General features: G+C 67.7%; 20 protein-coding genes. 17 read left to right on the forward strand and 3 right to left on the reverse strand.

The features are described from left to right. Positions 1 to 81: 81 nt before the first annotated feature. Genes AC1DNG_RS09440 through AC1DNG_RS09460 form a run of 5 tightly spaced genes read left to right on the forward strand, consistent with a single transcriptional unit; the run spans position 82 to position 4,237 of the window. Positions 82 to 1,245 (forward strand): acyl-CoA dehydrogenase family protein, encoded by a 1,164-nt coding sequence (locus AC1DNG_RS09440; protein WP_223914042.1) that lies wholly within the window; start codon positions 82 to 84, stop codon positions 1,243 to 1,245. 19 nt (positions 1,246 to 1,264) lie between these two features. After that, on the forward strand, positions 1,265 to 2,065 hold the full coding sequence (locus tag AC1DNG_RS09445; protein WP_476856466.1) for a CoA transferase subunit A: 801 nt from the start codon (positions 1,265 to 1,267) through the stop codon (positions 2,063 to 2,065). A gap of 2 nt (positions 2,066 to 2,067) precedes the next feature. Further along, positions 2,068 to 2,829: a CoA transferase subunit B gene (locus AC1DNG_RS09450; RefSeq protein WP_223914040.1), complete on the forward strand. Its 762-nt coding sequence runs from the start codon at positions 2,068 to 2,070 to the stop codon at positions 2,827 to 2,829. Next, positions 2,826 to 3,398: a MaoC family dehydratase gene (locus AC1DNG_RS09455; protein ID WP_476871556.1), complete on the forward strand. Its 573-nt coding sequence runs from the start codon at positions 2,826 to 2,828 to the stop codon at positions 3,396 to 3,398. Before AC1DNG_RS09450 ends, AC1DNG_RS09455 begins: the two co-directional genes overlap by 4 nt. Further along, complete coding sequence (locus tag AC1DNG_RS09460) at positions 3,395 to 4,237, forward strand: HpcH/HpaI aldolase/citrate lyase family protein (RefSeq protein WP_476871555.1); 843 nt, start codon at positions 3,395 to 3,397, stop codon at positions 4,235 to 4,237. Before AC1DNG_RS09455 ends, AC1DNG_RS09460 begins: the two co-directional genes overlap by 4 nt. An 895-nt stretch (positions 4,238 to 5,132) precedes the next feature. On the opposite strand, the gene AC1DNG_RS09465 is transcribed toward AC1DNG_RS09460, so the two are convergent. Then, complete coding sequence (locus AC1DNG_RS09465; protein ID WP_476871554.1) at positions 5,133 to 5,861, reverse strand: response regulator; 729 nt, start codon at positions 5,859 to 5,861, stop codon at positions 5,133 to 5,135. Continuing rightward, entirely contained in the window at positions 5,858 to 7,438 is a 1,581-nt protein-coding gene (locus AC1DNG_RS09470; RefSeq protein WP_476887217.1) for an ATP-binding protein, read from the reverse strand. Before AC1DNG_RS09470 ends, AC1DNG_RS09465 begins: the two co-directional genes overlap by 4 nt. Positions 7,439 to 7,610: 172 nt before the next feature. Here AC1DNG_RS09470 and AC1DNG_RS09475 point away from each other — a divergent pair, with 172 nt between their 5' ends. Genes AC1DNG_RS09475 through AC1DNG_RS09485 form a run of 3 tightly spaced genes read left to right on the forward strand, consistent with a single transcriptional unit; the run spans position 7,611 to position 10,736 of the window. Next, positions 7,611 to 8,657, forward strand: coding sequence for a Bug family tripartite tricarboxylate transporter substrate binding protein (locus AC1DNG_RS09475; RefSeq protein ID WP_476887218.1), 1,047 nt, complete (start codon positions 7,611 to 7,613; stop codon positions 8,655 to 8,657). A gap of 2 nt (positions 8,658 to 8,659) precedes the next feature. Further along, positions 8,660 to 9,211, forward strand: coding sequence for a tripartite tricarboxylate transporter TctB family protein (locus AC1DNG_RS09480; RefSeq protein ID WP_476887219.1), 552 nt, complete (start codon positions 8,660 to 8,662; stop codon positions 9,209 to 9,211). Further along, entirely contained in the window at positions 9,204 to 10,736 is a 1,533-nt protein-coding gene (locus AC1DNG_RS09485) for a tripartite tricarboxylate transporter permease (RefSeq protein WP_476859063.1), read from the forward strand. The genes AC1DNG_RS09480 and AC1DNG_RS09485 overlap by 8 nt, the downstream gene beginning before the upstream one ends. A gap of 151 nt (positions 10,737 to 10,887) precedes the next feature. Here AC1DNG_RS09485 and AC1DNG_RS09490 read toward each other — a convergent pair whose 3' ends face one another. Continuing rightward, positions 10,888 to 12,408: a lipase maturation factor family protein gene (locus tag AC1DNG_RS09490; protein ID WP_476849415.1), complete on the reverse strand. Its 1,521-nt coding sequence runs from the start codon at positions 12,406 to 12,408 to the stop codon at positions 10,888 to 10,890. 164 nt (positions 12,409 to 12,572) lie between these two features. Between AC1DNG_RS09490 and dxr the strand changes: the two genes are divergently transcribed. From dxr to AC1DNG_RS09535, 9 genes are all read left to right on the forward strand, one after another. After that, the gene (dxr, locus tag AC1DNG_RS09495; protein WP_476887220.1) at positions 12,573 to 13,757 is read left to right on the forward strand and encodes a 1-deoxy-D-xylulose-5-phosphate reductoisomerase; all 1,185 of its coding nucleotides are present in this window, start codon (positions 12,573 to 12,575) and stop codon (positions 13,755 to 13,757) included. Between the two features lie 18 nt (positions 13,758 to 13,775). Beyond that, positions 13,776 to 15,107, forward strand: coding sequence for a M50 family metallopeptidase (locus AC1DNG_RS09500; RefSeq protein ID WP_476887221.1), 1,332 nt, complete (start codon positions 13,776 to 13,778; stop codon positions 15,105 to 15,107). 119 nt (positions 15,108 to 15,226) lie between these two features. Next, a complete protein-coding gene (locus AC1DNG_RS09505) occupies positions 15,227 to 15,922 on the forward strand; it encodes a MarR family transcriptional regulator (RefSeq protein ID WP_476872777.1) in 696 nt (231 codons plus the stop codon). After that, positions 15,919 to 16,431, forward strand: coding sequence for a hypothetical protein (locus AC1DNG_RS09510; RefSeq protein ID WP_476872778.1), 513 nt, complete (start codon positions 15,919 to 15,921; stop codon positions 16,429 to 16,431). The genes AC1DNG_RS09505 and AC1DNG_RS09510 overlap by 4 nt, the downstream gene beginning before the upstream one ends. A gap of 58 nt (positions 16,432 to 16,489) precedes the next feature. Beyond that, the gene (locus tag AC1DNG_RS09515) at positions 16,490 to 16,780 is read left to right on the forward strand and encodes a YciI family protein (RefSeq protein WP_476856456.1); all 291 of its coding nucleotides are present in this window, start codon (positions 16,490 to 16,492) and stop codon (positions 16,778 to 16,780) included. A 49-nt stretch (positions 16,781 to 16,829) separates the two neighbouring features. Further along, positions 16,830 to 17,996 carry a flavodoxin-dependent (E)-4-hydroxy-3-methylbut-2-enyl-diphosphate synthase gene (gene ispG / locus AC1DNG_RS09520; RefSeq protein ID WP_028277109.1) on the forward strand — a complete coding sequence of 389 codons (1,167 nt, stop codon included), beginning with the start codon at positions 16,830 to 16,832 and terminating at the stop codon, positions 17,994 to 17,996. Continuing rightward, positions 17,959 to 18,846: a GNAT family N-acetyltransferase gene (locus AC1DNG_RS09525; RefSeq protein ID WP_223914221.1), complete on the forward strand. Its 888-nt coding sequence runs from the start codon at positions 17,959 to 17,961 to the stop codon at positions 18,844 to 18,846. The genes ispG and AC1DNG_RS09525 overlap by 38 nt, the downstream gene beginning before the upstream one ends. A gap of 42 nt (positions 18,847 to 18,888) precedes the next feature. Then, on the forward strand, positions 18,889 to 19,659 hold the full coding sequence (locus AC1DNG_RS09530) for a hypothetical protein (protein WP_476887222.1): 771 nt from the start codon (positions 18,889 to 18,891) through the stop codon (positions 19,657 to 19,659). Positions 19,660 to 20,115: 456 nt separating this feature from the next. Beyond that, entirely contained in the window at positions 20,116 to 21,927 is a 1,812-nt protein-coding gene (locus AC1DNG_RS09535) for a proline--tRNA ligase (RefSeq protein WP_476849421.1), read from the forward strand. Positions 21,928 to 21,938 lie beyond the last annotated feature (11 nt).

A 21,938-nucleotide genomic window follows, 5' to 3' on the forward strand; every position in this document is an offset into this window, starting at 1 on the left:
CTCCACCACGGCACACCAACCCCGGCACACTCAACACCTTTCAACAGACCACCGATGTACCTCAGAAACAGGAGTCACCCCATGGCAGATTTTGAACTCAGCGAGGACTACCAGATCCTTAGCGACACCGTCCGCGAATTCGCCGACGAAGTGGTGGCCCCGGTCTCCGCCAAGCACGACGAAGAGCACAGCTTCCCCTACGAGGTCGTCTCCCAGATGGCGGACATGGGCCTGTTCGGCCTGCCGTTCCCGGAGGAGTTCGGCGGCATGGGCGGGGACTACTTCGCCCTGGCCCTGGCCCTGGAACAGCTCGGCCGGGTGGACCAGTCTGTCGCGATCACCCTCGAGGCCGGCGTCTCGCTCGGTGCGATGCCGATCCACCGCTTCGGGAATGAGGCGCAGAAGCAGGAATGGCTGCCGCTGCTGGCCTCCGGCAAGGCGCTCGCCGGCTTCGGCCTGACCGAGCCGGAAGCCGGCTCGGACGCCGGCGGCACCAAGACCACCGCCAAGCTGGGCGGTGGTGAGTGGGTCATCAACGGCAACAAGGAGTTCATCACCAACTCCGGCACGGACATCACCAGGCTCGTCACCGTCACCGCGGTGACCGGCCAGGAGGAACGCGCGGACGGCAGCATCAAGAAGGAAATCTCCACCATCCTGGTGCCCACCAACACTCCGGGCTTCACCGCGGAAAAGGCCTACAACAAGGTCGGCTGGAACGCCTCGGACACCCACCCGCTGACGTTCAACAACGTCCACGTCCCCGAGGAAAACCTGCTCGGCACCCAGGGCCGCGGCTACGCCAACTTCCTCTCCATCCTGGACGAAGGCCGGATCGCGATCGCGGCCCTGGCCGTCGGCGCGGCCCAGGGCTGCGTGGACCAGTCGGTGAAATACGCCAAGGAACGCAGCGCGTTCGGGCAGAACATCGGCAAATACCAGGCCATCGCATTCAAGATCGCCCGGATGGAAGCCCGCGCCCACACGGCCCGCCTGGCCTACTACGACGCGGCCGCCCGGATGCTTGCCGGCAAGCCGTTCAAGACGCAGGCGGCCATCGCTAAGATGGTCGCAGGCGAGGCAGCCATGGACAACGCGCGGGACGCCACCCAGGTGTTCGGCGGCTATGGCTTCATCAACGAATTCACCGTGGCGCGCCACTACCGCGACTCCAAGATCCTTGAAGTCGGCGAGGGCACCACGGAGGTCCAGCTGATGCTGATCGCCCGCGAACTGGGACTGTAGCCGGCCGGAAGGATCACCGATGATCAACAAAGTTGTTGCCAGCGCCGCCGAGGCTGTCGCGGACATTCACGACGGCGCCTCCCTCGCCGTCGGCGGGTTCGGGCTGTGCGGCATTCCCGTGACGCTGATCGAGGCCCTGCATGAGCGCGGTGCCACGGACCTGGAAACCGTCAGCAACAACTGCGGCGTCGACGACTGGGGCCTCGGGATCCTGCTCAAGGACGGCCGGATCCGGCGCACCATCAGCTCCTACGTGGGGGAGAACAAGGAGTTCGCCCGGCAATACCTTTCCGGCGAGCTGGAGGTGGTCCTCACCCCGCAGGGCACGCTGGCCGAAAAGCTGCGCGCCGGCGGCGCGGGTATCCCGGCGTTCTACACCCCGGCCGGCGTCGGCACCCAGGTGTCCGACGGCGGCCTGCCGCAGAAGTACGACGCCGAGGGCAACGTCGCGATTGCCTCCGCGCCCAAGGAAGTCCGCAGCTTCCACGGCGCCGAGTACGTGCTGGAGGAATCGCTGACCCCGGACTTCGGCCTCGTGCACGCCTGGAAGGGTGACCGCCACGGCAACCTCGTCTTCCACGCCACGGCCATGAACTTCAACCCGCTGTGCGCCATGGCAGGGAAGATCACCATCGCCGAGGTCGAGGAGCTCGTGCAGCCGGGGGAGCTGGACCCGGAGCACGTCCACGTCCCAGGGATCTTCGTCCAGCGCGTGGTTCTTGCCCCGCAGGGCGAGAAACGCATTGAGAAGCGGACGGTTGCGGTGGCCACCGGTGCCTCCGGCGCACCAAAACTGTCGCCAGAGCAGGCAGGAGCCTAGCCGTGGAAACGAACAAAGCCGCAGAGGCCCCGCCCCGTCCCGAGGCCGTGCGCCACGAATACCGGCGCTCCGCCGTCGAACACGACGCCGGTACTGAGGGCAAGGGCTGGACCCGCAACGAACTCGCGGCCCGGGTGGCGCAGGAGCTGCACAACGGCCAGTACGTCAACCTCGGCATCGGCATGCCGACGCTGATACCCAACTACATTCCGGCCGGCGTCGAGGTGGTGCTGCATTCGGAAAACGGCATCCTGGGTGTCGGGCCGTACCCGGCCGAGGATGAAGTCGACCCGGACCTGATCAATGCCGGCAAGGAAACCGTCACGGTCAACAAGGGCGCGGCGTTCTTCGATTCCGCCGCCTCCTTCGGCATGATCCGGGGCGGCCACGTCGACGTGGCCGTGCTCGGCGCGATGGAGGTCGCCGTCAACGGCGACCTCGCCAACTGGATGATCCCGGGCAAGATGGTCAAGGGCATGGGCGGCGCGATGGACCTGGTGTTCGGGGCCAAGAAGGTGATCGTGATGATGGATCACGTGGACCGCAACGGTAAGCCGAAAATCGTGGAAACCTGCACGCTGCCGTTGACCGGCAAGGGCTGCGTGGACCGGATCATCACCGACCTCGCCGTGATCGACGTCGTGACCGAGGGCGGGAAGTCCCGCCTGGTGCTGCGCGAACTGGCGCCGAACGTGTCCGTGGAGGACGTCGTGGCGGCCACCGGAGCCGAACTCTTTGAGGAAGACCAGGAACTGACCGTATGAGTGATGCAGGCACGACTTCACCGGGCGCAGGCGCACACCCGGGTACCGGCACCCCCCGGGTGATCGAGCAGCGCGGCCTCTATTTCGATGAGCTGGAGGAGGGCGTGGTCTACGCCCACCGGCCGGGCCGGACGCTCACGGAGACGGATAACGTCCTGTTCACCACCATGACCATGAACACCCAGGCCCTGCACCTCGACGCGGCCTGGAGCGCCGGGCAGCCCTTCGGCCAGCGGCTGATGAATTCGATGTTCACCCTTGCCACCGTGGTGGGCCAGTCCGTGCCGCAGCTGACCCAGGGCACCATCATCGCCCAGCTCGGCCTGACGGATGTGTCTTTTCCGAACCCGCTGTACCACGGGGACACCCTGTACACGGAGACGGTGGTGACCGGGAAGAGGCTGTCCGCGACCCGCCCGGGGCAGGGCATCGTGACCATGCAGCACACCGGACGGAACCAGCACGGGGACGTGGTTGCGCTCGCCGCCCGCAGCTGCCTGATGTGGACACGCGAGGCCCACGCCGCTGCCGAGCTGGAAGCGGCGCAAAAGGGGAGAATAGAGACATGAGTTTCCTGATGGGCCCTGCCCTGCTGTTCTGCCCCGCCGACCGCCCCGAGCGGTACCAAAAAGCCGCGGAACGCGCCGATACCGTGATCGTGGACCTTGAGGACGCCGTCGCCCCTGCCGACAAGCAGCGGGCCCGCGGCGCCATCCTCGCCCAGCTCGGCGCCACCGGCGACGTCCCGGAACTGGATCCGTCCCGCACGGTCGTCCGGGTCAACCCGGCCGGCACGGACGAGTTCGAGAAGGACCTGCACTGCCTCAAGCACACGCCGTACCGGCACATCATGCTGGCCAAGGCGGAGAGCGCTGCCCAGCTGAGGGAACTCGAGGGCTACAGCGTGATTGCCCTCTGCGAGACGGCCGCCGGCGTCCTCAACGCCGCCGCCATCGCCGCCGAGCCCAACGTGGTGGCCCTGATGTGGGGTGCGGAGGACCTGCTGGCATCGCTCGGCGGAACCTCCAGCCGGGCGGAGGACGGCAGCTACCGGGCCGTCGCGCTGCACGCCCGTTCCAGCGTGCTGCTGGCCGCCGGCGCCTTCGGCAAGGACGCGATCGACGCCGTCTACGTCAACATCCCGGATCTGGCCGGACTGGCACTTGAATCACGTGACGCGGTGGCGTCCGGATTCTCGTCCAAGGCCTGCATCCATCCGGACCAGGTGGCCGTGGTCCGCGAAGCCTATGCACCCTCGGAGGCCGACGTCTCGGCAGCCGCGGAGTTGCTCGATGCCGCCTCCGCGGCAGGCTCGGGCGTCTTCCAGTTCAAGGGCAAGATGGTCGACGGGCCCATCCTCAAGCACGCCGCGTCCACACTGCGCCGCGCGGGCCGCGTCGGGTCCTGACCGCGGGCCGGCTGCCCACCAACGTGTGCCCACCAGCGTGTGCCCACCAGCGTGTGCCCACCAGCGTGTGCCAACCAGCGTGTGCCCGGGTGAAGCTCTGCCGGGCTGGACTTCGCGATTCGCCACAGATGGCCGGATTGGCTGATCGTATTGCGGCCATCTGCGTCAATTGGGTGCCCCGTGGCTCTGAATCCTCGACCATTCTCCGAGGTCCTGTGCCGATGGGTCCCTGGGTGGCTGCCGGCGTCCCGGGGCTGGCGCCGGGCAACTTCGTGGGTGCCGAGGTGGGATCCTGCCGGGCTGGACTTCGCGATTCGCCACAGATGGCCGGATTGGCTGATCCTATTGCGGCCATCTGCGTCAAATGGGTGCCCTGTGGCTCTGAATCCTCGCCCATTCTCCGGGGCCTTGTGCCGAGGGGTCCCTGGGCGGCTGCCGGCGTCCCGGGGCTGGCGCCGGGCAACTTCGTGGGTGCCGAGGTGGGATCCTGCCGGACTGGACTTCGCGATTCGCCACAGATGGCCGGATTGGCTGATCCTATTGCGGCCATCTGCGTCAATTGGGTGCCCTGTGGCTCTGAATCCTCGACCATTCTCCGAGGCCTTGTTCCGATGGGTCCCTGGGTGGCCGGCGTCCCGGGGCTGGCGCCGGGCATGTTCGTGGGTGCCGAGGTGGGACCCTGCCGGGCTGGACTTCGCCGATTCGTCACAGATGGCCGGATTGGCTGATCCTATTGCGGCCATCTGCGTCAAATGGGTGCCCTGTGCCGCGCAACCCCAGGCCCGTGCCCCGCATTTGTGCCACGTGTCCCGTGTGGCCGTCATGAACTGGACATGCTCGGTGTGGCCGTCATGAATTGGACATGCTCATTGCTGCCTCCAAGAACCGGACATGTTCAGCGGCGCCAGAGATAGCGGTTCTCCGGCCGGCCCGCGGCTCCGTAGCGGGGCGTCAGCCGGGCATGGCCGTGAACCACGAGGTACTCGAGGTAGCGGCGGGCGCTGACCCGGGACAGGCCCAGTTGCAGCGCCAGGCCGGCCGCGGAGACGTCCTCCGGACTGGCCTTCAGTGCCTCGATGACCGCGTCCAGGGTGGGGCGCGACAGTCCCTTGGGCAGCCGTACGGCGGCCTGGTCTGGCTGGGCGGGCTGACTCGCCGGGGTTTCCGCCACCGCGGACCGGCGGGAGGGCGCCACCAGGCGGTCGATGCTCGCCTGGTCAAGCGGCCCGGAAGCGCCGGAGGCCAGATCGTCCCGCAGCATGACGTACTCGTCGAGCCGTTCGTTCAATGCCTGCGAGGAGAAGGGCTTGACCAGGTAGTGCAGCACCCCGCCGGCCATCGCGCCGCGGACCGTGTCCAGCTCCCGGGACGCGGTGATCACGAGGACATCCACGGGCCGCCGGCGCGCGCGCAGCCGCTGCAGGACGTCCAGGCCGGACATGTCCGGCAGATGGATGTCCAGCAACACCAGCTCCGGGCCCAGCTCCGCGGCCAGATCGATGCCCTGCTGCCCGGTGTGGGCCATGGCCACGACGTCGAATCCGCCGCGTGCCAGCAGGAACCCGTGATGGATCCCGGCCACTGCTACGTCATCGTCAATGATGAGGGTGCGTATGGCGTTCATTGGTTTTGTAGTTCCGCCTCTTTTGTTCTGAGCACTACCGAGAAGCAGGCTCCGCCCAACGCCGATGAGGATACTGCCGCCCGGCCTCCGCGCCGGAGGGCAACCCGCTGGACCAGGGCCAGCCCAAACCCGCGGCTGTTGATTCCCTCGGACTCCTTGCTGGTCACGCCGGGCTCGAACACTTTAGCGCGTTCAGGAACCGGGACGCCGGGTCCGTCGTCCTCCACCACGATGGTCCGCCCGCCGTCGGCGCTCTCGCCCAGCCGGATGGCAACAGTGCTGTCGTAACCCGCAGCGTCCACAGCGTTGTCGATCAGGTTGCCCAGCACCGTGATGACGTCGCCCGAGTCATCAACCGAGCACAGCGAATCCGGGCTGACGATGATCTCGATGCCGCGCTCGGCGCAGACCGTGGACTTCGCGATCAGCAGCGCCTGGACGCCGTGGTCGGTGATTCCGGCCGCCAGCGGCCGGTTCGCGAAGACGGCGTCGTTGTGGCTGCGGCCCAGGTATTCGATGGCTTTGTCCTGCTTTCCAAGCTCCAGCAGCCCGGAGATGACGTGCAGTTTGTTGGCAAATTCGTGCGCCTGGGCGCGGAGCGCCTGCGTCACGTCCACGGCGCCGTCGCGGTCACGCAGGACGGTGTGGAGCTCCGTGCGGTCGCGCAGGATCAGCACTTTGCCGACTTCGCGGCCGTCGACGGTGGCCGCATTGACCTTGCCCAGCAGAATCCGTTCACCCGAGAGCACCAGTTCCTCCGTGGCGGACCCGGCCGAGAGCAAGCGGAGGACCGCCGGTTCCAGGCTTGCCGCTGCAGGGGTCCCGGTGATGTCCCCTGCCAGGGCGAGCAGGCGGCGTGCCTCATCGTTGACCAGCGCGACCCTGCCGTCGGCGTCGACCGCCACCAGTCCTTCACCCAGGCCGTGGAGCATGGCGTCGCGCGTTTCGAGCAGGGCAGCGATGTCCTCGGGCTCGAGTTTGTAGATCCGCCGCCACACCAGTTTCGAGACATACATCGCGCCCAGCGAACTCAGCAGCGCCGCCCCGAGCAGCCAGCCGAACAGCTGCGGCATGTCCTCATGGAGGTCGGCGGCCAGGGTGCTCTCCAGCACCCCCACGGATGCGGAGCCGATCACGGCGCCGGCCGCATCGAAGATGGGAACCTTCACCCGCCAGGACTCACCGAGCGTGCCCGTCTGGGTACCCACGTAGATCTCCCCGGACAGCGGCACGGACGGATCGGTGGAGACCGGCCGGCCGATTTCCGCCGGATTGGGGTGCGACTGACGGACCCCGTGCCGGTCCGTCACCACCACATAGGTGACGTTGGATGCCTGCCGGATGACTTCCGCGATCGGCTGGATGGTCTGCGCCGGCGACGATGTGCCGAACGCGTTGATGACCGAGGGCAACTGGGCAACACTTTCGGCGACGCCGATCAGCCGGCCCTTGTAGGCGTCACGGAGCTGTTGTTCCTGCATCCGGATGGTCACGGCCCCCACCACCGTGAGGACAGCCAGCACGATGCCCAGCTGCAAAGCGACCAGCTGGAACCGAAGGGGAATCCTGTGAAACATGTCACAAGTTTCCCATTGGGGGCGCAGCCCGCCCGCCAAAAAGACGGCCGGGGCCGTGACCAATATGACCACTACTACCTCTACGGCCAAATGCTGTTGCCGTTCGACGGGCGCTCCTAGGGTCAGTGACGTGATTCCAATGATGTGCATCACATTCGCCCAAGGAGAAACCATGACTGCCCAGAACTTTTTCACGCGGCCCGCTTTCACGCGTCCCACCCACACACGTCGCGCCGCCCTCATTGCCGGCGCCGCCGGAGTCGTCCTGGCCATGTCCGCCTGCGCGGGAAGCGGAACCGGCACCGCTGCCGGCGCGTCCGCGGGCGCCGATCCGATCAAGAAGCTCAGCATCATCGTCCCGGCCAACCCCGGCGGCGGCTGGGACCAGACCGGACGCGCCATTCAGCAGGACCTGCAGACCAACAAGCTCGTCTCCTCCGCCCAGGTCACCAACATTGGCGGCGGCGGCGGGACCAACGGCCTCGCCAAGCTCGCCACCGAGAAGGACGTCAACACCCTCATGGTGATGGGCTACGTCATGGTGGGTGCGGTCGAGACCAATGGCGCCAAGACCCGGCTCGAAGACACCACCCCGATCGCGCGGCTCACCGAAGAGCCGCTGGTTCTCGTGGTGCCGGCGTCGTCGAAATACCAGTCGGTCGCCGACCTCGTCGCGGACATCAAGGCCAACGGCAAGGGCGTGGCCATCACGGGTGGCTCGGCCGGGGGCGCGGACCACATCCTGGCCGGGCAGATCCTGAAATCCCAGGGCGTGGAGGCGGACAAGCTGAACTACATCGGCTACTCCGGCGGCGGCGAGTCCATCGCGGCGCTGCTCGGCAACAAGGTCCAGGCCGGCATCTCCGGCGTGGGCGAGTATGCCGAACAGGTCAAGGCCGGCAAGGTCCGGGCGCTCGCCGTCTCCGGAAAGGCCGAGGCCCCGGCGCTTCCCGGGATCAAGCCGCTCAAGGACCAGGGGATCGACGTCGTGCTGACCAACTGGCGCGGCGTGGTGGCCCCCGGGTCCATCGACGACGCCCAGCGAGCGAAGCTGACCGACGTCGTCACCAAGCTGCACGCGTCAGAGGCCTGGAAGTCCACCCTGACCAAGAACAACTGGGACGACGCGTTCCTGGCCGGTGACGGCTTCAAGACCTTCCTGACCGAGGACATCGCCAAGGTCAAGACCACCCTGACCCAGATCGGCCTGGTCAAGTAACAGTGTCTGACCTCGCATCAACGTCTGCACCCGCCGCGGCGCCCCCTGCGGCGCCCGCCAAGCGGCCGACCGGGGAGATCCTGTTCGCCCTCGTGTTCGTCAGCGTGGGCGTCGCGGGCCTGGCGACGGCGGGATCCATTCCGATCCCGCCCTCGGAGACCGGCATCGGCCCGCGGGCCTTCCCCTACATCGTGTGCGGCATGCTGGTGCTGTGCGGCGCCGGGGTGATCCTGCAGGTCCTCCGCGGCAAAGTCGGGCAGGCCGAGGACAGCGAAGACCTGGACGCGACCGCCAAGACCGACTGGGTGGCCCTGGCCAAACTCGTGGGTTTCGTGGTGCTGCACATCTTCCTGATCGAGCCGGCCGGCTGGCCGGTGGCCGCCGCCGTGCTCTTCAGCGGTGCCGCCTGGTCCCTGGACGCCAAACCCCTCTGGAAGGCGATCGCCGTGTCCGTGATCCTGGCGCTGGTGCTGCAGTACGTCTTCGGCGGCCTGCTCGGTGTTTCCCTGCCGCCAGGGCCGCTGTTCGAGGGGGTGCCGTTCTTCCATGGATAGCTTCATGCTCCTGCTCGAGGGATTCAGCACCGCGCTGCAGCCCGTATACCTGCTCTACGCCCTGGGCGGAGTCTTCGTCGGCACCGCCGTCGGCGTGCTGCCCGGCATTGGCCCCGCCATGACCGTGGCCCTGCTCATGCCCATCACCTATGCCCTGGACCCCGCGGCCGCGTTGATCGTGTTCGCCGGGATCTACTACGGCGGCATGTACGGCGGTTCCACCACCTCCATCCTGCTGAACACGCCGGGCGAGTCCTCCTCGATTGTCACGGCGCTTGAAGGAAACAAGATGGCCAAGGCCGGCAGGGGAGCGGCAGCCCTGGCGACGGCGGCGATCGGATCCTTCATCGCGGGCACCATCGCCACGGTCCTGCTGACCTTCCTGGCGCCCGTCGTGGCCGACTTCGCCGTCGGCCTCGGCCCCGTGGACTACGTGGCCCTCATGGTGGTGGCCTTCCTGACCGTCGGTGCGCTGCTGGGCGCCTCCGTCCTGCGCGGCCTGGCATCCCTGGCGCTCGGGCTGTTCATCGGCCTGATCGGCATCGATGACAGCACGGCCCAGCAGCGCTTCACGTTCGACAACCCCACCCTGGTTGACGGCGTCGACATGGTCCTCGTGGCCGTGGGCCTCTTTGCCCTCGGCGAGGCGCTTTATGTCGCATCGAAGCTGCGGCACGGCCCGGTGGAGCTGATCCCGGTCAGCAAGGGCAAGAACGCCTGGCTGTCCAAGGAGGACTGGAAGCGGTCCTGGAAGCCGTGGCTGCGCGGAACCTTCATCGGGTTCCCGATCGGCACCGTCCCGGCCGGCGGCGCGGACGTCTCCACATTCCTGTCCTACGCCGCCGAGCGGAAGCTGGCCAAGGGCGCCAACAAGGCCCAGTTCGGCAAAGGCGCGATCGAAGGCGTCGCCGGACCGGAAGCGGCCAACAACGCCGCGGCCGCCGGTGTCCTGGTGCCGTTGCTGACCCTCGGAATCCCGACGACGGCGACGGCGGCCATGATGCTCACGGCGTTCCAGCGCTACCAGATCCAGCCCGGCCCGCTCCTGTTCGAAAACCAGGGCGCGCTTGTCTGGACCCTGATCGCATCGCTGTACGTCGGCAACCTTATGCTCCTGGTGCTGAACCTGCCCCTGGTGGGCCTGTGGGTGAAGATCCTGCAGATCCCGCGGCCCTACCTCTACGCCGGCATCCTGGTCTTCGCCGCCCTCGGCGCGTTCTCGGTGAACTTCTCCCCGAGCGACGTCGGCATCCTGCTGGTGGTGGGCATCCTGGGCTACTTCATGCGCCGCTACGGCTATCCCGTGGCGCCCATGGTGGTGGCGATGATCCTGGGACCGATGTTCGAGGTGCAGTTGCGGCGCTCGCTGCAGCTCTCGCAAAACGACCCCACGGCCCTGTTCGCCTCGCCGTTCGCCCTGGTGGTGTACGTCTCCATGGCACTGATCTTCGCCGCCTCGTGGTGGCTGCGCCGCCGCCAGGCAACGTTGGAGGCTGCGCCGGCGAAGGAAGAGGTGTCCGTCTAAGCGCGGGCGTTGAACTGAATTGCCGCAAATGGCCGGAATGACGACACTCATTCCGGCCATTTGCGGTAAACGGGCCCCCGGCAACGCACCGCCCCGGGCCGCACCGCCCGGGGCCGCACCGCCCCGGGCCGCACGCCTCCGACGCCGGGCCTCACGCCTCCGACGTCGGGCGCGGCGCCGGGAGCCGCGACGGCGGGATGACGACATACAGCGGGGTCCGGATCCAGCGCTGGCCCGTCGCACGGAACTCGGCCCGGGTGGAGAAATGGTAGAGGTAGCTGGTGGCACGTATCCAGTGCGGCCGTCCGCCGTCGAACGGGTCGTGGCGCAGCAGCCGCAGCGTGGGCCGGTCCGCAGCCAGCAGCTTGGCCAGGAACGCGTAGAACCACTCCTCGTGCACGGTACGCAGCGGCAGGAACCACATCAGCCAGTCCAGCCGCAGGTGGTATGGGGCGTACTGGCGCGGGATGCGCCGGACGTCGCCGGGCTTGCCCTTGAACCCGTACTCCCGCCAGTCCGCGTCGTCCCCGGGGTCCTCGTCGAGGGTCCCCTCCACCACGATCTCGATCCGCCGCTTCGTGACGGTGCCGAACGCGCCGTAGGTGTTGACCAACTGCCAGCGGTTGAAGGATGCGTTCATCAACTGGTGGTGGGAGAAGAGGTTCTCGATGGGCCGGTAGCTGAGCACCACCAGCAGCACGGTGGCCACAAGGACCACCACCAGCCAAGGAACCGGCGCCTGGCTGCCCACCCCGGCTGCGCCCACCGCCGCTCCTGCTCCGGTTCCTGCGGACGGGGACACAGCCGCGGCATGCCAGTCCAGCGGGATCGCCGGAATCACGGCGTGCGCCACGGGATCGCTGACCGCCGCGAAGGCCAGGATGATCGCCATCCAGTTCAGCCAGGCGAAATTTCCGCTCGCCACCAGCCACAGCTGGGTGAAGATGATGATTCCGGCGGCGGCGCTGGCCAGCGGCTGCGGGGCAAAGAGGAAGAAGGGCACCACCAGTTGGGCGAAATGGTTGCCCAGGACCTCCAGCCGGTGCCAGGCCTTGGGGAGCAGGTGGGCCTGCCGGCTCAGCGGCCCCGGCATCGGCTGGGTCTCGTGGTGGTAGTACAGCGCCGTCAGGTCCCGCCATTCCTGGCCGCCCCGGATCTTGATCAGGCCGGCGCCGAACTCCAGCCGGAACACCAGCCAGACCAGCAGGATCAGGATGGTCCGGGGCGGGGGAGTCTGGTCGGAGCCAAGGAAGGCCACCGTGAACCCGGCCTCCAGCAGCAGCATCTCCCAGCCGAAGCCGTAGAACGTCTGCCCCACGTTCACGATCGACATGTACAACAGCCACAGGGCCAGGAACGCGATGAGCGGAACCCACGGCGGCCCGAGCTGCGGCAGCCCGGCGATGAGCGTGGCGGCAATGGCCATGCCGCTCCAGCACACCGTCCGCAGCAGCCGGTCCGAGTAGCGCCAGCGGAACAGGCTGGGCCGGCCCAAACGGTTGAAGCCCTCGAGATACGCCGGCACCGGCAACAGGCCGCGCTCGCCGAGGAGGGCCGGGAACTGGTTCAGCGAGGAGAGGAAGGCCACGAAATACAGGGTGGCGGTGCTGCGCTGCAGCACCTGCCGGGCGAACTCGTACTCCGGCGCGTCGAACCACGCGGTCCACTCCACGTTTTCCACGTTACGCCTCCGCCCTGCTGCGTCAACGAGCGGCGGAAGACTCAACCCGACGGCGTCGAGCTGGCACTTCACGGCACTGCTGCACGCGGCGACTGCCGTGAAGTGCCACCTCGAGGCGGACGCGGCGCACCGGCGCGGTGCGGGATACTTGAATCATGCAGCCGCGCAAAATCGTCCTCCTCGGGTCCACCGGGTCCATCGGCACACAGGCGATTGACGTCGTCGACGGCGCCCCGCACCTTTTTGAGGTCGTCGCGCTCAGCGCCGGCGGCAGCAACCTCGAACTCCTGGCCCGGCAGGCCGTCCACACCCGCGCCCAGGCTGTCGGTGTCGCCTCCGGTGATGCCTCCGCCCTCCGGCGCATGATCGACGACGCCGCCCGCGCGGCAGGACTCATCGGGTACAGCCCCGAACTCATCACCGGCCCCGACGCCTCCACCCGGATCGCGGAAATCACCGCCGACGTCGTCCTCAACGGCATCACCGGCTCCATCGGACTTGCCCCCACCCTGGCCGCCCTCGCCTCCGGGGCCACGCTGGCACTGGCCAACAAGGAGTCCCTGATCGTCGGCGGCGCCCTGGTCAAGGCCGCGGCCCGCGAAGGGCAGATCGTGCCTGTGGATTCGGAGCACTCGGCCATTGCCCAGTGCCTGCGCTCCGGCTCCGCCGCGGAAGTGGACCGGCTGATCCTGACGGCATCGGGCGGGCCGTTCCGCGGCAAGACCCGGGACGAACTGCACGACGTCTCACCGCAGGACGCCCTGGCCCACCCCACGTGGGACATGGGCCTGATGGTCACCACCAACTCCGCCAGCCTGGTCAACAAGGGCCTGGAGGTGATCGAGGCGCACCTGCTCTTCGACATCCCCCTGGAGAAGATCGACGTCGTGGTCCACCCGCAGTCTGTGGTGCATTCCATGGTCCAGTTCGTCGACGGCTCCACGATCGCCCAAGCCTCGCCGCCGGACATGCGCCTGCCCATCGCCCTCGGCCTCGGCTGGCCGGACCGGGTCCCCGGATCCGCCAGGGCCTGTGACTGGAGCAAGGCCACCAGCTGGACGTTCGAGCCGCTGGACACCGTGGCGTTCCCCGCCGTCGACCTCGCGAAGGCGGCCGCCACGCAGGGCAGCACCTTCCCGGCCGTGTTCAATGCCGCGAACGAGGAAGCGGTGATGGCCTTCCACGCCGGGCAGATCCGGTTCACCGACATTGTGGACACCATCGATGCCGTCCTCAGCGAACACTCAGGCTCCTCCGGGCTGACGGTGGAGTCCGTACTGGATGCTGAAGGATGGGCACGCGCCCGCACCCACGAACGTTTAGCCGTAAGAAGCGTCTAGGAAGCAGCAGATCACAGTATGAGCCCCGTCCTCCTCTTTGTCCTCGGTGTCGTCTTCGTGGCGATCGGCATCGCCGTGTCCATTGCCCTGCATGAAGTCGGGCACCTGCTCCCGGCCAAGCTCTTCAAGGTCCGCGTGACCAAATACATGATCGGGTTCGGACCCACCGTCTGGTCGAAGAAAAGGGGCGAAACCGAGTACGGCCTCAAAGCCATCCCGCTGGGCGGCTACGTGTCCATGATCGGGATGTACCCGCCGAACAAGGAAGACGGCACCGTCCGCACCTCCAGCACCGGAATGTTCCAGTCACTGGCATCCGATGCCCGCTCCCTGGCCCACGAGGAAATCGGCCCCGGCGACGAAACCCGGGTCTTCTACCGGCTGCCGGTCTGGAAAAAGATCATCATCATGCTCGGCGGGCCCGCGATGAACCTGCTGATCGGCGTCGTGCTGACCGCGGTGCTGCTGATGGGATTCGGCACCGCCAGCCAGACCACCACGATCGCGGACGTCTCCAAATGCCAGGTCAAGGCCGGCGAGACCGTGGACCCGGACTCCGCCGACTGCAAGCCCACCCCGGCCGCGGCCGCGGGCCTGTTGCCGAATGACACCATCACCTCTTTCGACGGCAAGGCCGTCACCGGGTGGGACGAACTCACCGGCTGGATCCGCGCCTCGGCGGGCCGGCAGGTGAGCATCACCGTGGAGCGCGGCGGCGCCACCGTCTCGACGACCGTCACGCCCGTGCTCTCCGCCCGCCCGGTTCTCGGTCCCGACGGCCGCCAGGCCAAGGCCGCTGACGGAAGCCTCCAATACCAGGACGTCGGTTTCCTGGGCATCGGCGCCCAGACGGCACTCGTGCAGCAGCCGGCGTCGGCCGTGCTGCCCATGGCGGGGGAGAACATCAAGCAGGTCGCCGGTGTGGTGGTGAACCTGCCGGAGCGCGTGGCCGGTGTGGCCAAGGCAGCCTTCAGCGAGGAACCTCGGGACCCCAACGGCCCCATCAGCGTGGTGGGCGTGGGCCGCGTGGCCGGCGAGGTCGCCGCGATGGAGGAAGTCCCGCTGCAGTCCCGCTTCGCCGCCCTGGTGGGCTTGCTGGCCGGACTCAACTTCGCATTGGCCGTCTTCAACCTCATTCCGCTGCTGCCGCTCGACGGCGGCCACATTGCGGGCGCGCTGTACGAGGGGGCCCGGCGCCAGATCGCCAAGCTGTTCGGCCGCCCGGATCCCGGCGCCTTCGATATCGCCAAGCTGCTCCCGGTGACGTATGTGGTGGCGGTGCTGCTGATGGGCATGGGCGCGCTGCTGATCTACGCCGACATCGTCAAGCCGGTCAACCTCTTCGGATAGGCCCGGCTGGCATTTCAGCCAAATTCCGCTGACTATCATTCATAAGCCTATTTAGGCTGATTTTAAGTAATCAGTTGAAAACGGTTGATTATTCCGGATCAGCTCCCTAGGCTGGGGTCATGTACGTCATGACAATCGACCAGCGCGGCAGCACGGGCGACATCGACCGGGTCCCCGGCCTCCTGAAGGGGCTCAGCGCACTCTCCACCGCCGGGCGCTTTGAGCGTTCGGTGGGCGACGAGGTCCAGGGCGTCGTGGAACGGGCCGACGAGGTGGTGGAGATCGCCTTGCACGCCCTGCGCAGCGGCCGCTGGTATGTCGGGATCGGGGTGGGGGAGGTGGACCTGCCGCTGCCCGCCAGCCCGCGCGAAGGCTCCGGTCCCGCCTTCGTGGCGGCCCGGTCCGCCGTCGACCGGGCCAAGGGGGCGGCCGCCCATGTTCCCCTCGCCGTGGTTGCCGGCCGCGACCGCCGTCGGGCAAATGCAAATGCAGCAGCCACGGCCGCGGACGGCGCCAGCGGATCCCAGGGGGCCAGGGCCTGCGCCAATGCGGAGGCGGTGCTCCGACTGATTGGCCGCCTGGTCCAGGACCGGACCGCGGCGCAATGGAAGGTGGTGGACGTGCTGCGCTCGGTGCGGCAAGACACCCATGGAACCCACGGCAGCCAAAAAATAGCGGCACAGAAACTCGGAATCACGGAGCAGTCGGTGAGCCGCGCAGTCCTGCGCTCGGGCTGGCAGGAAGAATGGGCCGCGAGGCCGGCCGCAGAACTGTTGCTGACCCTCGCCCACGACAGCACCGAAGGAGAGAAGTGAACGCCCTGTGGATCACGCTGGCCCTGCTCACCGCAGGATTCGTCGGCTGGCCGGTCACTGCCTGGGTGTTCCGCCTCGCCCGCACCATTGATGACCGGGCCGACGCCGGAAGCGGCGCCGGCGCCGGCGGGGACGCGGCTGAGGACCCCGCCGCCGACTCCACCACGGACCCCGACCTCCAGGCGGCCCCGGAGCCGGCCGGGCCGGACGCAGCAGCGCCTACCCCGGCAGCGGCGGCCGCCGCGCCGCCCGCCGAGACCGTCAGCAGCGTGCGCATCCTGCGCGGCGGCGCCATTATCGGCATCCTGGAACGGTTCGCCGTGTGCCTGGCGATCCTGGCCGGCCAGCCCGTTGCCATCGCCTACGTCGTGGCCATCAAGGGCCTCGGCCGGTTTGCCGAGTTGAAAGCCACCCCGGTGGCGGCCGAGCGGTTCATCATAGGAACCCTCACCTCCATGCTCTGGGCAGCCGGTGTCGCCGCCCTGGCCAAGGTCCTCTTCCTCGGCTGACCGCGTGCCCCGGAGCCTCCGGATGGGAACCGGGCAAACAGGGCGATAGTGTATCCATATGACTGTTTTTGCTGTGGAGTACGTGTACGACGCCGAATCATCCGAGGTCCGCGATGCCAGCCGCCCGGCGCACCGCGAATGGACCGCGGATCTTGCCCGTGACGGCGCCCTGCTGGCCAGCGGCCCTTACGGCGACGGTGCAGGCGCGCTGCTCATCTTCAAGGCCGCCGATGAGGCGGCCTTGAATGACCTTCTGCGGCAGGACCCCTTCGCAGCCGCCGGTGCCATCTCGGGCACCCGCACCACCGTGTGGGCGCCGCTGACCGGTCTTCTGGCCGAGCACGCCTAGCCCGTCCCGCCCGCACCTTCGCAACTTCGAATTCTAAAAGGGAGTCCATGTGACCTCGGTCAGCCTGGGAATGCCGTCAGCACCGCCCCCCGTTCTTGCCCCCCGCCGCAAGACGCGCCAGATCAAGGTGGGATCAGTCGGCGTCGGCTCCGATTCGCCCATCAGCGTCCAGTCCATGACCACTACGCCGACGACCGACATCAACGCCACCTTGCAGCAGATCGCGGAACTCACGGCCTCCGGCTGCGACATCGTGCGCGTCGCCTGCCCGTCGGCCGATGACGCCGAGGCGCTGCCGATCATCGCCAAGAAGTCCCAGATCCCGGTGATCGCGGACATCCACTTCCAGCCGAAGTACGTCTTCGCCGCGATCGAGGCCGGCTGTGCCGCCGTGCGCGTGAACCCGGGCAACATCCGCAAGTTCGATGACCAGGTCAAGGAGATCGCCCGCGCCGCCAAGGACCACGGCACCTCCATCCGGATCGGCGTCAACGCCGGATCCCTGGAACCGGGCATCATGAAGAAATACGGCAAGGCCACCCCGGAAGCCCTCGTGGAATCCGCCGTCTGGGAGGCGTCGCTCTTCGAGGAGCACGGTTTCCACGACTTCAAGATCTCCGTCAAGCACAACGACCCGGTCATCATGGTCGCCGCCTACGAGATGCTGGCCGAAAAGGGCGACTGGCCCCTGCACCTCGGCGTCACGGAGGCCGGACCGGCCTTCCAGGGCACCATCAAGTCCGCCACGGCGTTTGGCGCCCTGCTCTCCCGCGGGATCGGCGACACCATCCGCGTCTCCCTCTCGGCCCCGCCGGTCGAGGAAATCAAGGTGGGCAACCAGATCCTGCAGTCGCTCAACCTTCGCCCCCGCAAGCTGGAAATCGTTTCCTGCCCGTCCTGCGGCCGCGCCCAGGTGGACGTCTACACGCTCGCCGAGCAGGTCACCGCTGGCCTGGAAGGGATGGAAGTCCCGCTGCGCGTGGCAGTCATGGGCTGCGTGGTCAATGGTCCCGGCGAGGCCCGCGAGGCCGATCTCGGCGTTGCCTCCGGCAACGGCAAGGGCCAGATCTTTGTCAGGGGCGAGGTCATCAAGACTGTCCCGGAGGATCAGATTGTTGAGACACTGATCGAAGAAGCCATGCGTATCGCAGAAGAGATGGGGGACGCCGATGGCGAAGATGCTGTCAAGGGTAGCCCCGTGGTTAGCGTCTCGTAAGGACGACGCCGCTCCCGGCGTCGTCGTCCGGGTCCTTGGCGGCGCGGACACCGGACAACTGCTGGCCCTGGCGCACCGGGACGCCGTCGCCAATGTCTTCATCCTCTCGCATCTGGAGACCGCCGGTACGGCGTCTCCCACGGCCGGGGGCGCCAGCATTCTTGGCGTGTTCGACGGCGGCACCCTCCTCGGTGCCTGCTGGGCCGGCGCCAACCTGGTGCCGATCGAGCTGGCGCCCGAGCTCGCCGGCCTCATTGCGATGGCCGCGCACCGCTCCGGGCGCCGCTACGCCTCGATCTTTGGCCCCGCCGAAACTGTGCTGGCTCTCTACGCGGCGCTGGAGCAGCTCGGCCAGACGGCCCACGAAGTCCGGGACCACCAGCCCCTGCTGACGATTGCGGGGCCGCCCGCCGTCCGGCCCGAACCCGCACTCGGCTTTGGCCAGCTGGCTGACTTCGACAAGATCCTGCCCGCATGCGCCGCAATGTTTGAGGAAGAAGTGGGCTATTCGCCCTACCTCGGCGGCAGGGAGTATTACAGCCGGCGCGTCAAGAGCCTCATCCGCCAGGGCCATTCCCTCGTGCACGTGAACGCTGCCGGCGATGTCGTCTTCAAGGCCGAACTCGGCGCCGTCACGCCGGAAGTGACCCAGGTCCAGGGCGTCTGGATGAATCCCGACTTCCGCGGACTGGGACTGAGCGCGGGCTACATGGCCGCCGTCGTCGTCCTCGCCCAGACCCTCGCGCCGGTGACCAGCCTGTACGTCAACGGGTTCAACGCCAAGGCACGCGCCACCTACGATCGGGTGGGCTTTCGCCAGGTGGGCACGTTCGCTACAGTGCTCTTCTAGCGGGCAAATGCCGGCTGGCCGGTCTAGTTTTTTGGGGGAAACATGAAGACATCAGTGCTGCGCATTTTCGGGGCCTCGGCGCTCCTCGCCTGGGGCGCCATGGGATTGGCCGCATGTGGCACGCCCACCGGCTCGCCGGATACAGCCAAGAGTGCGCAAGCCCAGGCCGCAACCACGGTTCCCAGCGCGGCCACGACGCCTACTCCCACCCAGACGCAAGCCAAGGCTTACACGAGCGATGAACTGACGGCCCTCGTGGCACAGTTGAAGGATGCGCACGGCAAGCCGCTCACCGTGATGCCGCTTGCCGATCTCAAGAAGTCGGTCGAACAGGCAAAGTCCTTGCTGGCATCGATCTCGGTGGAACCCGCGGAGTGCGCGGCTCTGGCCCTTGGTGGCCAGGCAGCCTCGACCGAGGGCACGGCGGTCGCGGCGGGGGTGGCCCAAGATGCCGGGACGGGCGCTTCCACGGGTGTCTCCCTGGCGTTCCGGGCTGACGCCAAGCTCCTCAACAAGGGACTCGCCCAGGTCGAGGACTTCAATAAGTGCTCAGCCCTTTCATTCACGACCAATGGCACGAAAGTGGACCTCAAACTGACCAAGCTGGCCGGAGTCGGCTCAACCCCGGGCACCGTCGCGTACCGGACAGACACCGCACTGCCGGGTGGCCGGAAGCAATCTGCGATCACCGGACAGGTGATCCAGGACGGCGTTCTCATCACCGTCAGCGCGGCAGGTGGCGGCAGCGATGCCGACGCCATCTCCCGGGCCGGAAAATTACTGGATCAGGCCGCCGCGCTCGTCGGGAAGTAGCCCGATTGCCGCCGCGCATGGATCCGCAACGACATGCCGAAAATATCCGGTTGCAGACTATTGCTTCCCGGCCGCATGTCACATAGGTTCTACCTAGCCGTGTCGCATAGGCGCGCACACTCCCCAACGCATTTTCCGGGGAAGACAACGCCTGGAGACGACACCAAGTAGCTCGCAGCCTGAGATCTGGGGGTGCTGGGGCCACGGAGCCACGCCATGACGGGATGACCAGCCGGAAAACGGCCAGGGGCTTCCATCAGTTATGGCGTGGCTCTTCCATGCGCCGCGCTCCGCGGAAGCGGGGGAAAAGCGGGGCAGAAGCGGGGGAGAAGCGGAGGAGAAGCGGGGCCGCAGCGGGGCCGGCGCGGCAAAGCGGTGCGCTCCGGACGGTAGATTAGTACCTAGATGCTTTTCTAAGGCTTTGCCCGCACTTCCCCAGAAACGGATACCCCACCTGTGGTCCTTCGACTCTCCAAGCTGTTCCTGCGCACCCTGCGCGAAGATCCCGCCGACGCCGAGGTGGCCAGCCACCGGCTCCTGGTCCGCGCCGGCTACATCCGGCGGGCCGCGCCCGGCATCTACACCTGGCTGCCGCTGGGGCTCAGTGTGCTGCGCAAAGTGGAGCAGGTCATCCGCGAGGAAATGACCGCCATCGGAGCCCAGGAAGTCCACTTCCCGGCGCTGCTGCCCAAGGAACCCTACGAGGCCACGAACCGCTGGACCGAATACGGCGAGGGCATCTTCCGGCTCAAGGACCGCAAGGGCAACGACTACCTTCTGGCCCCCACGCACGAGGAAATGTTCACCCTGCTGGTCAAGGACCTGTACTCCTCGTACAAGGACCTGCCGCTGAGCATTTACCAGATCCAGAACAAGTACCGCGACGAGGCGCGTCCCCGCGCAGGCCTGCTGCGCGGCCGCGAATTCATCATGAAGGATTCCTACTCCTTCGACGTCGACGACGCCGGCCTGGACGACAGCTACGCCGCCCACCGCGGCGCGTACCTGAAGATCTTCGAGCGCCTCGGCCTCGAAGTGATTCCGGTTGCTGCCACCGCCGGGGCCATGGGCGGGTCCAAGAGCGAGGAATTCCTGCACCCCACCGAGATCGGTGAGGACACCTTCGTGCGCTCGGCCGGCGGCTACGCGGCCAACGTCGAGGCCGTCACCACCGTGGTCCCCGCGGACATCGACTTCAGCAACGCCCCGGCCGCCGAAGTCCGGGACACCCCGGACACCCCCACCATCGAAACCCTCGTCGACGCCGCCAACGTGCTGGTTCCGCGCACAGAGGCCGACGGCGGCCCCTGGACCGCCGCCGACACGCTCAAGAACGTCGTCCTCGCCGTGACGCTGCCCACCGGCGAACGCCAGATCGTCGTCATCGGCCTCCCCGGAGACCGCGGTGTGGACCTCAAGCGCGTCGAGGCGAACATCGGGTCCTTCCTGCCGATTGCCGGCGAGATCACGCTCGAAGCCGCCAATGAGGACGACCTCAAGAAGCAGCCCCTGATCGTCAAGGGCTACCTCGGCCCCGGCATGTCCCTGGACGCGCCGCTGCTGGGCAGCGAGGGCGCCGCAAAGCTGCTCTACCTCGTGGATCCCCGCGTCGTCAGCGGCTCTGCCTGGGTCACCGGCGCCAACGAGGCCGGCAAGCACGTCTTCGGCCTCGTCGCCGGACGCGACTTCGGCTGGGACGGAGTCATCGAGTGCACCGAGGTGCGCGCCGGCGACGAGGCTCCCGACGGTTCCGGTCCCCTCGAAACCGCCCGCGGCATCGAAATGGGCCACATCTTCCAGCTGGGCCGGAAGTACGCCGCCGCCCTGGACCTGAAAGTCCTGGACCAGAACGGCAAGCAGGTGGTGGTGACCATGGGCTCCTACGGCGTCGGCGTCACCCGCGCCGTGGCGGCCCTGGCAGAGTCCAACCACGACGACCGGGGCCTGGTCTGGCCGCGCGCCGTCGCTCCCGCCGACGTCCACGTTGTGGCCGTGGGCCGCGGCGAGGAGATCTTCGCCGCCGCCGAAAAACTGTCCCTGGAGCTCGAGGCTGCCGGCCTGGACGTCATCTATGACGACCGCCCCAAGGTTTCCCCCGGCGTGAAGTTCGGCGACGCCGAACTCGTCGGCGTCCCCACCATCCTCGCCGTCGGGCGCGGACTCGTGGACGGCGTCGTGGAGATCAAGGACCGCCGCAGCGGCAGTGCCGAGAATGTAGCCGTTGACAAGGCTGTTGACTACGTGGTCAACGCCGTGCGCAACAGCTGATGCCGCGCCGC

This window comes from Arthrobacter sp. 01T425 (assembly GCF_056398725.1).